Origin of the sequence: Vibrio sp. 1-1(7) (genome assembly GCF_013048485.1) — a bacterium.
GTDB classification, from domain to species: domain Bacteria; phylum Pseudomonadota; class Gammaproteobacteria; order Enterobacterales; family Vibrionaceae; genus Vibrio; species Vibrio fujianensis.
Genome location: NZ_VHSP01000001.1, coordinates 649,431 through 661,269, shown reverse-complemented (window position 1 = coordinate 661,269; position 11,839 = coordinate 649,431). Strand labels below are relative to the sequence as shown.

The window sequence follows — 11,839 nt, the reverse complement described above, 5'->3', positions numbered from 1 at the left end:
TTTTATCCTTGTTTTAGACTAGAGAGCACCTGCAACTGACTTTTCATGCGGTTAACCCCTAATTTTTCTATCACTCGATGAAGTAATGGACTATCACCCAGTAAAATTAAGCGTTGTTGCTGCTGCTCTTTGACTTTATCCAACATCAATAGTAATTGAATGGCGCTGGTATCAATATCGGTTACTTGTTCGACGTTAATGACAACATCACACGATTGCTCAGCCCAAGGTGTTAAAAATTCATACAATGCATCTGCTTGATAAATGGTTAACTCACCGGTTAATGCGATTTGGACTTGCTCTTTATTTTCCTCAAGTACCTGCATGTCATACCTCCTAGGGTCTGTTGACCTTTCGCGATTAAATTTTGTTCGAGATAAAAGCGTTTTAATCGCGGCGAGAGCTTTGTCGCCTAGTCATTCTAAGCAAAACACCGCTCAACAAAGAGTAAAACGCTTTTAGCCGAACCTTTCGGGCAGCGTTTGTGGCTCCTTTCTACGGCGTTATCGGCTTCTCAGGTAGAGTCACCACATTTCAAGCCTCTGCCTTATATAAAGAAGCCACAAACTGCTGAAAAAATCAGCTCGAAAGGTCAGCAGACCCTAAGCTGGCATTAATTTATTGACTGCAGCCAGCATTTGATCAGGCACAAAAGGTTTAACCACCCATGCTTTCGCGCCCGCTAAACGGCCTTGATCTTTTTTGCCCGCTTCCGATTCTGTAGTCAGCATGATCACAGGAGTAAATTTAGTACTTGGTTGTTTTTTCAACTCTTTTAATAACGTAATACCATCCATATTGGGCATATTGACATCACTAATCACTAAATGAATTTTGACGCCCTGAATTTTTTTTAACGCATCCACACCATCCGTGGCTTCAATGGTTTGATAGCCAGCCCCTTTGAGAGCCAAACTCACCACTTGACGAATTGCCGCAGAGTCATCAACGACTAAAATGGTTTTGCTCATCTTCAAACCTCCTTATTGGTAGCCCCAATGAGTTAGAAAAACGTGATGTCTGATTGAACCGCCCTTTTCACATTCGATTGATGCTCTTCTCCGCGGTGAACTTGGTGCTGCTCTATCATGGTGTAATTCCCTTTCAGCTTTTCAAGCCATTTTTGTGGTGATAACTGACCAACAACAGGATGATTTCGATCCTGTTTCGCCAACGCAATGGATTCACTTAACTCTTTTAAATTCAAGCTAATTTGATCAAGAATTTGGCTCACTCGATCTTGAAACTGCAAACGAATAATAACGTGTGTGACCGTTTCTTTGACTTGATGAGCCTCCTCTGTTAACCCTTGAGCTTGGGTATCTAAAGTGTGCAGCATATGCTGAAAATGGCTCATCACTTCATCGATGCGCTGTTCGGTGTGGTTCATCTGTTCAGTTTCATCTTTATTCACTTGCTGTACCATGTTACAAGCTTTTTCTATCGCTAAGTTGACGGTATTCACTTGCTCCGTCATATGGTTAGCAGTTTCTCTTGACTGGTGGGACAAACTTCGCACTTCATCAGCAACAACAGCAAATCCTCTCCCCGCTTCCCCCGCACGAGCTGATTCAATGGCCGCATTTAACGCCAGTAGATTAGTTTTTTCTGCAATACCAACCACATCACTGGCCATTTTTTTCAATGCGCTGGTGTACTGAACTAAATTTCTCATTTCACTCAGTACTTGCTGACGTAACGCTTGACCGGAGCGAAGAGCCTCTACCGCCTCATTTAGCATAGTGCGACATTGATTAATTTCTTCTGGAATAGACTGGTCTTGAGTGCGATCACTACCAGCTTGGAGCGACAAGGAATGGGAAAGGCGCTCAACTAACTGAGTAAATTGTTCACTGAGTTCCGCCACAGACTCGGTCAAATGATGGTTTGCTGAATCAATATGCCGCGACCAAATGGGTAAAGACTCAATAAATAGAGGTTCAAGAGAATGAAAAGATTCCAACTCGGATTCTTGCTGTGAGGAAAGCTGCTCAATCTGCTTTTTTTGCTGTTTAACGGTTTTAATATACGCTTCATAATTCCAAGCGGCATAACCGATACTTATCATTGACGCAATGAAAAGAGGCACACTGATAGCCAGTGCAATATCTGAGTAAAAAATGCCTATGCCCGATAGCAGCAACACAGGCATAAACAACGGGGTAAGTCTAATCACTAACATGGATTATATTCCTATGCCTAACTGACGTTATTCTAATGATTATCTTTGGCTACATTCCTACCCTTTCAGTAGTGATATGATGGTTCATGAATATCAGCCTGTTTTTTTAAAAGTAGCAGTCAGGTATCTAGTAGGCAAATGAGCGGATGAAATAATATTTAATCTATTAATAACTTCACAAAAATACCGCACGAGGCCCAAGGTCTATTGACCCTAGCGTCGAAGCTGACATTTCTCAATGCCTTCTGAATGACATAAACCTTTCACAACAATGAAACCTAATCGCCACGGGAGTGACACATTTCATCGCCACCATAGCAGCATCAAACGAAATAAGAATCGTCTCGTTCGAAACTGACTAAGGAAAAAAAATGAATAAGCTATGGTTAGCGAGCCTACTGTCTATCTCCTGTTCAGGAACCAGTTTCGCAGCCACCAATATTACTTGGTGGCATGCAATGGGTGGCCAATTAGGCGAAACGGTCAATAAAATTGCTGCTGATTTTAATGCCTCACAAAATGATTACCAAATTACGCCTATTTATAAAGGGGAGTATACTGAAACCCTGACCGCTGGCATTGCTGCTTTTCGTGCGGGACAATCACCCAACATCTTGCAGGTGTTTGATGCCGGCGCAGCCACCATTATGAATGCTCCGGGCGTGGCGAAACCCGTGCAAGATATTATGATTGACTCGGGTTATACCTTTCATTCCCAAGATTATCTGGCAGGTGTACGTAACTTTTATGCGGATAATAACGGTAAAATGGTCGGCATGCCCTTTAACAGTTCCACGCCGGTGCTGTATTACAATAAAGACATTCTCAAGCAAGTTGGAGGTGAGGCACCAACAACCTACGAGCAGCTAGAAGCACTGGCTATCAAGCTCAAATCAAAAGGATATGCAGCGTTTTCACAGTCTCTTACACCTTGGATCATGGTCGAAAACTTCAAGTCTCGCCATAATCTTCCTCTCTCCGATCAGCAAAATGGCTATCAAGCACTTTCTTCAACCGTCATGGTGAATACCCCAGATATGCAAATGCATATTGGAAAACTGAAAGAGTGGTCAGACAAAGGCTATTTTAAATATTACGGCAGCAATTGGGATGCCAACCAAATCCCCTTTGAACGTCAAGAAGTGGCAATGTGGATGGGATCATCGGGTTCTTTCGGTGGCTTACGTAACCGAGTCGATTTCGATTTTGGCACCACTTACTTACCCTACTGGCAATCATTAAATAAAAACGGCACGCATACCTTTATTGGTGGCGCAGCGCTGTTTGCTTTAAATGGCCATTCAAAAGCAGAAGATAAAGCCGTTGCCGCTTTCTTTACCTACTTAACACGTCCAGAAGTTCAAATGTATTGGCACCAAACCACCGGCTATGTTCCTGTAACTAATGCCGCCTATGAGATGACAAAAGCGTCAGGTTATTACCGCGAACATCCTGATGCAGAAGTGGGTGTCAAACAACTCAGCTTACCCTCTGGTGAATGGACCAAAGGGTATCGCTTAGGCTATTACCCGCAGATTCGAGAAGTAATGCACCGAGAATTCGACAATATTTTTGCGGGCCGTTCTTCTGTTAAAGATAGCCTGAATAAAGTGAAAACAGAAAGTGAAACACTATTGAGCCGCTTTGCTCGCACGATGCAATGATGTGGATCGCCCCCCCCGCAAGTTATGTTGCGGGGATTTTAATATACCCAAACAACTTGCAGTTGCAGGTAGGTGGCAAGTAAGTAAATCCCCCATGAGTATAGGCAAGCTAGGTGATTGGGGGTGGATAAACGTAGCCAACGTCCCTGCAGCTTCAAGTAGGAAGGGTATAGCTTATTAATTTAATTGGAAAAACTTGTGGAACGTCGACAACAATTTCTACACTCGCCTTTGCCTTATCTCTTGCTGGCACCGCAGATCGTGATCATCGCCATTTTTTTTGTCTACCCAGCAATCAAAGCAATCTATCTCTCTTTTATGTTAGAAGATCCTTGGGGAATGTCATCGACGTTTGTTTGGTTTGAAAACTATCAGATGCTCTTTCAATCCCCAGAATATTTATCATCGCTCGGTTTTACTGTGCTGTTTTCCCTCTTGGTTTCTTTTTTATCTCTCGCTATTGCCCTACTACTAGCCGTCAAAGCGGATAATATTATTCACGGCCAAGGCTCATATAAGGTGACATTAACGTGGGTTTACGCTGTAGCCCCTGCTGTCGCTGGGATCATCGGCGGTTTCTTGTTTAATCCACATATTGGTATTTTGACGGAGTTTTTTGCTCAGTTTGGCTGGCAGTTCAGTCTCCAAACCAACCCCGTTGATGCCACTTTTGCACTAATTTTAGTCTCTGTCTGGAAACAAGTGGCGGTTAATTTTGTTTATTTCTTGGCGGGTTTGCAATCAATCTCTTATGCGGTCAAAGAAGCCGCTATGTTGGATTGTGTCAGTGATACGAAACGTTTTTGGACTATCACCTTCCCTCTCCTAGCACCAACGGGGTTTTTCCTGCTGGTGATAAACCTTACCTACGCCTTTTTTGACACCTTTGGGGTGATCGACACCATGACCAATGGTGGCCCTGGTGGAAGCACCACCTCTTTGGTTTATAAAGTGTATCGGGATGGGTTTGTCGGTGCTGATTTAGGGGGTAGCTCTGCACAATCTGTCGTGTTGTTAGCACTGGTACTTATGCTGACGTTTATCCAATTTCGATACGTTGAAAAACGCGTCCACTACTAAAGGCTTAATGATGAAAAGTAACAAGCTTTCTGACCATTTGATACTGGTAGCGGGCACTCTGTTTATGCTGCTCCCCATCTGGTTAATTTTCGCCAGCTCAACCCATCATCCCAATACCATTATCAGTGAAGGGCTACAATGGAGCATCGGCCAGCATACTGTGGCCATTTACCAAGAGGCATGGAATAAAAGCGTTGGTTTTGCTGGAAATGTTACCGCCAGCACTATGATTACAAACTCGATGATCATGGGGCTTGGCTTTGCTATTGGTAAGATTATTATTTCCATGATGGCAGCTTTTGCCCTTGTCTATTTCCGCCTTCCCTACGCCAGTGCTTGGTTTTGGCTAATTTTTGTGACCTTACTGTTACCTTTAGAAGTGCGGATCATTCCCTCTTATGAGGTCGTCTCCAACCTAGGAATGCTCAACAGCTATAGTGGCTTAATTTTACCCTTGATCGCATCGGCAACCGCAACCTTCTTTTTCCGTCAATTTTTTAAAACCATTCCCGATGAATTAATGGAAGCAGCACAACTCGATAATGCAGGGCCGATTCGATTTTTTATCGACATACTGCTCCCCTTATCAAAAACCATGATGGCAGCCATTTTTATCATTATGTTTGTGGTGGGGTGGAATCAATATTTATGGCCAATCATGATGACTACCGATGAACACTACAACACCATCGTGATGGGGATAAAACAAATTCTCAATAACATCAACGAAACCAATTTACCGCGTTATGACTACGCTTTTGCCATGGTCATATTAGCCATGCTTCCACCCGTTTTGGTGGTCGTCATCTTCCAACGTTGGTTTGTCAAAGGACTGGTCGAAAGTGAAAAATAATACTGCTATCCATTTAGTACCCCACACTCCATCACAGGAGCCGCAAAACGTGATGCTTGAAATCAAACAGCTGGTAAAAACTTACGAAAATGGTCACCGTGCCGTGAAAGGGATCGATCTTTCTATCCAACAAGGTGAGTTTATTGTATTGGTAGGGCCATCTGGCTGTGGAAAGTCGTCCATTTTACGCTCGATTGCTGGACTAGAGCCCATATCAGATGGTGAGATTTATCTGGCTGGCCGACGGGTCGATAAGGAAAAACCGGCTAAACGAGACATTGCGATGGTGTTTCAAAACTATGCACTTTACCCACATATGAGTGTGTACGATAACCTTGCTTATGGATTAAAAAATCGCGGGGTTGATAAAGACACCATCGAAGAAAAAATTCAGCAAGTGGCAAAAACGCTCAAGATCGAAGCGTATTTAGCGCGTAAACCCAGTAAACTCTCAGGAGGACAACGGCAACGGGTCGCCATGGGACGTGCCATTGTTCGTGATCCGCAACTTTTTTTGTTTGATGAACCTTTATCGAACTTAGATGCCGCTCTACGCGCCCATATGCGGTTAGAAATCAAAACGCTACAACGTCAATTAGGAGTCACCAGTGTCTATGTGACTCATGATCAAATAGAAGCAATGACGCTGGCCGATCGCATTGTGGTTCTCAAAGACGGTGCAATTGAACAAATCGGTACCCCCGCAGAGGTTTATCATCAACCGGCCAGCACCTTTGTCGCCAGTTTTATTGGTAGCCCAGCCATGAACTTCCTGCCTGCTCAACTAAAAAATGGTCACTTGCATATTGCAGATCAGCAATTCTATCTTCCTCAATACCAAGGACTGAGCGCAGAATCACTCACGTTGGGCATTCGTCCCGAACATGCCGAAATCTCGCATGTTCAACACAAACTAACCCTGACTTTACAGATTCATGTCATCGAGCCCTTAGGGCCAAATCAATTAGTTCACGGACAAATTATCGGATTAGATAACCGAGCTGACTTTATCGCCGTAACTCCAGAAATACCACTTGCGGAGCATAAGCCACTGACCCTCTCCATAACATCTGATCGCTTGCACCTCTTTGATCAGCAAGGTAAACGTTTATGCCCAACCTCTCTTGCTAAACGGGCCATTGCATAAGGATTGATGTGAGCTTATCGACTCAACAAAAACAAATCCTCGCGTTATTTTCAGCAAGCGCACGGCGTTCTATCTTGAACAGAGCCAGCGATGCTGATTAGTCGCCGACAAAAATAAATTAGGTCGTTATGCGCCCATCGTTAGTGATAAACTCTCTAAATGCAACATCTATTGGTCGACCATGTAACGGCAGGTCTCACTTATTTGGCCCTTCAACATCGAGTCGATCTCGTCGTTGCTGCATCAACAATACTCATCACTTAAGGACACATTATGTCACTTATGATTATCGGTCACCGGGGTGTGGCTGGAAGCTATCCAGAAAATACTCGTGTCAGCGTACAGGCTGCGATTGATATGGGGTTGTCTTGGGTAGAAATTGATGTTCAACCCACCAAAGATAATATTCTGGTCGTATGCCATGATCACACCATCGACCGCTGTAGTAATGGAAAAGGGCGAATTGATGCCTATACCTTAGCCGAGTTACAGCAGTTCGATTTTGGTGGTTGGTTTGATCCTCAATTTAGTGGCGAACCGATCATGACACTACAAGAGTTACTTGAACTCGCCGCTGATAACCAATTAGGGTTAAATATCGAAGTCAAAATCGATCAACACGATGCAGATCAAGTGGCAAGACAACTCAAAGTGCAACTTGATCGAAGTCGCTTAGACCCCAAAAAGGTACTACTTTCTAGCTTTAGCCATGAGATTATTCGTAAGCTACATCAACACTGTCCTGGCTATCGACTCGGTGTTTTAAGTGAACGACTCTCTAACAAAGACAAAGAAGTCATGCGAGACGTTGAGGCATTTAGTGCAAACCTCAACTATCGCTGGATAACCCAAAGACATATTGATTATTTACGAATTCACGGATATCAAATTTGGTGCTATACCGTGAATGACCCCAATAGATTTAGTTATCTTGATCATGTGGACGCGATCTTTTCAGATTGGCCGAGCCGATTTATGAAAAAAAGCCAATAAATGCTCTCACCACCTAATTTTTTCTGGTTAACCCAAACCACTTGGAGTTGCAGGTCGGCAGCAAGTGAGTGACAAATTTGTCTGGAACGAATTTAAACAGCCGTGACGAAAACCAAGGATGGCTCTAGCTCTCATCATCCCGATGAGCCTAGACAAGCTATGTGATTGGGGTGAAAGGACGTAGCCCCTGCAGATTCAAGTAGGGAGGGGATATTTCAATAAAAATTGGCTCTTTTAGCTACTTGTGACAGATTTACGTAGCCAATGAATATGATGGTTAAATCCAGATGCTTGATAAAGATGTAGTGCCGCCTGATTAAATGCCCAAACTTCAACAAATAGCTCTTTAACACCATAAGTGATAAAGACACGTTCTAAATGACTGAGTAGATCGCGAGCGACGCCTTGTTGACGATAGTCAGGGTTTATATAAAGCTCATCAATACTTCCCATCAATACAGGCTGGCTAACGGTTGACACTAGTTCACAAAAATGCCCGGTGACAAAACCAATAATTTTCCTTCCACATTTAGCGACATAGACTAAACATTCTGGATCATCAAGATAGCGTGCGATGCTCTTTTCTTGTTCTATTTCTTGTGCCGTTTTGAAATATTCCGGACAAGCTTGATGATGTTCATCATGTAAGTCGAACATTAATTGGTTAAGCTCGGGCAAATCATCCATGTGTGCGGCACAAAGAAAAATAGAAGACATAAGGTAACGTTAATCAGGCATCATGTGGCAATTCTATCGGATAGAGCTGTGAAATCATACCACCATGGATGACTGACAACGAAAATTCAGTATGGCGCGCTCTGTCGACGTTTATTTTTCATCGCCCATTAAGGCATCTTTCCGTAATCGTCCTAAGGTTAATAGCACGGCACATAACGCTAAAAGACTCATGCCGATATAGACCAGACTAAATCCTTGAGCGAGTAACTGGTAACTGGTATCCGCTTGTTTTGCTCCTTGCTCGCTCACAGTAACGGTTTGTGGAACACGTAAGTAAAAAAGTGCGGAACAAAATGCGACACCTAATGCACCACCCAATTCTCGTCCAAAATTAAATAGCGACATCCCAATACCTCGGTCTCTGGCAGGCAAAACGCTTTGCACCACAACCCCGAGAGCTGGAAGAGTAAAACCAAGCCCAATCCCTGCAAAACCTAACGCAAAGTTCACCCAAATATCATAATGAATTTGCCAAATAGCCACCATTGCTAAACTAAACCCTACCGTAACGAGTAGCTTATATCGTGCATAATGGGCAACCAACTTCCCTCCAATGTAAGCCCCTGCAGTAATACAAAACATAAAAATCACCATGATAGTGCCGCTTTGTGATGGGGAGAGTCCTTTTTGCCATTGCAACTGCAGAGGTAAATAGACAAGCAATGCAAACATGAGCATTTGTGATCCCATAATGAGTAAAATGGCTGTCAAATAGTTGGGTAATCGAGCCAATCTCGCAGGAAGAATCGGATCACTCACCTGTCTCTCCACAACGATCAGCCCCAACACACTCAGTAGCAAAATAAATGCCCCCCACCCATTGGAGATTAATGAATGCGATGAAAGTAGCAATAGCAACATGGTGGTGGCGATCATCAATAATCCAGCTCCCATCCAGTCAAACCGGCTATGACGACGTCGATTAAGATGGCGTAGGTATCGGTTAACCATCACTAATGCAACCACACCCAATGGTAAATTGATCCCAAAGACCCAACGCCAAGTAAGATGCTCGGCAAAATAACCACCTAATAAAGGGCCAGCAATGCTTGATACGGCATAAACCGCTGAAATATAGCCTTGATATTTGCCGACTTGTCGCGGAGGAATCGAATCAGCAATCACAGTAAAAGCCAATGCAATTAAACCGCCGCCACCAATACCTTGGATTACTCGCGAGCCAATCAAGGTCGGAAGATCAATCGCAAAGGTACATAATGCAGAGCCCAACATAAAAATAAAAATGCTGGTATTAAGCATGCGAACACGACCAAATAGATCACTAAGCTTTCCATAAACAGGCAACACCGCTGTCGCCGCTAATAAATAAGCGGTGATCACCCAGGTTAATGACTCACCTGCTGATAATTCTTGACCAATTAAGGCGAGCGGTGTCGTCACAATACTTTTTTCCAGTGATCCTAAAGCAATCACCAAGGCAACACTGGCAAAAATAATTTTTGGGTTATCGGTATAAGTGGAGTCGGTCGGCATATGCCCCTCTTGATGGATGAAAAGACGTTCCCGGACAAGATATCCTAATCACACCATTTCTAAAATAGGATAGAATGGGATAGAAAATTGCAAAAATGGGATTAATAATGAAACTTGATGATTTGGCACTTTTTATCGCTGTCGTACGGTGTGGTAGCTTTACACTCGCAGCGAAACAAAAAGCGATATCTACAAGCACTTTAAGCCGGCGAATCCAGCAGTTGGAGCAAGATATTGGTCGTATTTTATTAATCCGTACCAGTAAAGCGATTACTTTAACTAAAGAAGGCGAACTGCTATTTGCTACCTATGCTGAACTCTTTGCTGAAATAGAATTCAAACAAGAGCAAGCCCTGCAAGCGAAAAGTGAATATCGTGGCGATATTGTAATCAATGCTCCCATCATTCCAATTCGTCATCAACTCAGCCCACTCGCAATAGAATTTTGTCAACAGCACCCTAGCGTTAATATCAATATTCAAGTCGGTGCAGGTATGGATTATTTTACTCGACACGATCTAGACATTGCTCTGCGTTTTGGGCCACAGCCGCAATCGGAATGGGTTGCCAGAAAGTTAGCCAGTAATCCATCACTATTATGTGCTTCAGCTGATTATGCGAATTCTCTCGATCTTCAACATCCTGAACAATTACTTAATTTACCGCTGTTAACTCTGAATACAAAACAAGCATGGGTATTTATACATCAGGAAAGTGGAGAAAAATTTCAATTTATGCCGAAACCAAGATTGGGATCAGAGGAGCTGGACACCATTGTCAATGCGGCATTTTTAAATATGGGCATTGCTCGCCTGCCCAAAGGGTTAATAACTCAAGAACTGCATCAAGGTAAATTAATACCATTACTTGCTGATTGGCAAATGGAAGGTTCTGATGTCTATTTATTACATCCTCAACGGCGTTTTCTACCAGAAAGAACTCAAGCCTTAATTGACTATATTATTTCTCACTGGTCACGAGTCGCTTTTCATCACTGGCTGACATAACAAAATAAACGAGCCGAATAGACGACGGGGGCATTCAACAATAAACCCCACCATCATTCGGCAAAAATAAAGGTGAGGTTTAAGATTATGTTAAGCCAATTTTTTATAGGAAATGGAATGTCGCGTTGAAAGAAAGTACCTTAACATCATGTTTATCAAGGGTATAACGGTGATAGCCAGCGCCGATAGAAAAAGGCCCCATAATGAAATATTCTGCGCCAACACCATACATGATATCGAAACCATCGTCATCTTTGCTTCCGCCAATTTCGGTTTTCCAAGAGTGGATACCACCGCGTGCATAGACATGCAAAGGACCAAAATCGATGCTCGGTTTTAATGCCGCATACATTGTCGTTGCCGAAGTATCAACGCCATTAATTTTGAATTCGCCAAAATCACTATACCCACCTTCAACCGCAAAAAAAGGCAAGATACCAGTACCGACATGCACATTATAAGCCGTACTTGATTCCCCACGATAATCTGATTGCCCCACAGACGCCCCACCGTAAACCAACGCATCAGCCATTGCTGTTGAAGATGCACCGATCAACACCAGTGCAAGAAGAGTTTTTTTCATAATAAACCTTTTCATCATTAGAAGACCGCATTATGCAAGCCTCTTTTTCCCACCACTTAAAATAACCACTGCTGTATCCATTAACAGTGCCATCATTT

General features: G+C 43.2%; 12 protein-coding genes. 6 read left to right on the top strand and 6 right to left on the bottom strand.

Going from position 1 to position 11,839, the window contains the following annotated elements:
- Window positions 1-2 precede the first annotated feature (2 nt).
- From FKN05_RS03125 to FKN05_RS03115, 3 genes are all read right to left on the bottom strand, one after another.
- Window positions 3-326, bottom strand: coding sequence for an STAS domain-containing protein (locus FKN05_RS03125; protein ID WP_099612470.1), 324 nt, complete (start codon window positions 324-326; stop codon window positions 3-5).
- Window positions 327-602: 276 nt separating this feature from the next.
- On the bottom strand, window positions 603-971 hold the full coding sequence (locus FKN05_RS03120; protein WP_099612471.1) for a response regulator: 369 nt from the start codon (window positions 969-971) through the stop codon (window positions 603-605).
- A gap of 32 nt (window positions 972-1,003) precedes the next feature.
- Entirely contained in the window at window positions 1,004-2,182 is a 1,179-nt protein-coding gene (locus FKN05_RS03115) for a methyl-accepting chemotaxis protein (RefSeq protein WP_099612472.1), read from the bottom strand.
- A 371-nt stretch (window positions 2,183-2,553) separates the two neighbouring features.
- On the opposite strand from FKN05_RS03115, the gene FKN05_RS03110 reads away from it, so the two are divergent.
- The 5 genes from FKN05_RS03110 to FKN05_RS03090 all read left to right on the top strand — a co-directional run bounded on the left by FKN05_RS03110 (window position 2,554) and on the right by FKN05_RS03090 (window position 7,919).
- Window positions 2,554-3,846 (top strand): extracellular solute-binding protein, encoded by a 1,293-nt coding sequence (locus FKN05_RS03110; RefSeq protein ID WP_099612473.1) that lies wholly within the window; start codon window positions 2,554-2,556, stop codon window positions 3,844-3,846.
- A 198-nt stretch (window positions 3,847-4,044) separates the two neighbouring features.
- A complete protein-coding gene (locus tag FKN05_RS03105; RefSeq protein WP_099612474.1) occupies window positions 4,045-4,926 on the top strand; it encodes an ABC transporter permease subunit in 882 nt (293 codons plus the stop codon).
- 10 nt (window positions 4,927-4,936) lie between these two features.
- On the top strand, window positions 4,937-5,779 hold the full coding sequence (ugpE, locus tag FKN05_RS03100; RefSeq protein WP_099612475.1) for a sn-glycerol-3-phosphate ABC transporter permease UgpE: 843 nt from the start codon (window positions 4,937-4,939) through the stop codon (window positions 5,777-5,779).
- Window positions 5,780-5,831: 52 nt separating this feature from the next.
- Window positions 5,832-6,926 (top strand): sn-glycerol-3-phosphate ABC transporter ATP-binding protein UgpC, encoded by a 1,095-nt coding sequence (locus FKN05_RS03095; RefSeq protein ID WP_170887227.1) that lies wholly within the window; start codon window positions 5,832-5,834, stop codon window positions 6,924-6,926.
- A 273-nt stretch (window positions 6,927-7,199) separates the two neighbouring features.
- The gene (locus FKN05_RS03090) at window positions 7,200-7,919 is read left to right on the top strand and encodes a glycerophosphoryl diester phosphodiesterase (RefSeq protein ID WP_099612477.1); all 720 of its coding nucleotides are present in this window, start codon (window positions 7,200-7,202) and stop codon (window positions 7,917-7,919) included.
- Window positions 7,920-8,153: 234 nt separating this feature from the next.
- Here the strand turns inward: FKN05_RS03090 and FKN05_RS03085 are convergent, their stop codons facing one another.
- Window positions 8,154-8,636, bottom strand: coding sequence for a GNAT family N-acetyltransferase (locus FKN05_RS03085; RefSeq protein WP_099612478.1), 483 nt, complete (start codon window positions 8,634-8,636; stop codon window positions 8,154-8,156).
- Window positions 8,637-8,747: 111 nt separating this feature from the next.
- Window positions 8,748-10,151 (bottom strand): MDR family MFS transporter, encoded by a 1,404-nt coding sequence (locus FKN05_RS03080; RefSeq protein ID WP_161426850.1) that lies wholly within the window; start codon window positions 10,149-10,151, stop codon window positions 8,748-8,750.
- Between the two features lie 107 nt (window positions 10,152-10,258).
- Between FKN05_RS03080 and FKN05_RS03075 the strand changes: the two genes are divergently transcribed.
- Complete coding sequence (locus tag FKN05_RS03075; RefSeq protein WP_524540885.1) at window positions 10,259-11,158, top strand: LysR family transcriptional regulator; 900 nt, start codon at window positions 10,259-10,261, stop codon at window positions 11,156-11,158.
- 103 nt (window positions 11,159-11,261) lie between these two features.
- Here the strand turns inward: FKN05_RS03075 and FKN05_RS03070 are convergent, their stop codons facing one another.
- Window positions 11,262-11,741 (bottom strand): outer membrane beta-barrel protein, encoded by a 480-nt coding sequence (locus FKN05_RS03070; protein ID WP_099612479.1) that lies wholly within the window; start codon window positions 11,739-11,741, stop codon window positions 11,262-11,264.
- Window positions 11,742-11,839: the final 98 nt, after the last annotated feature.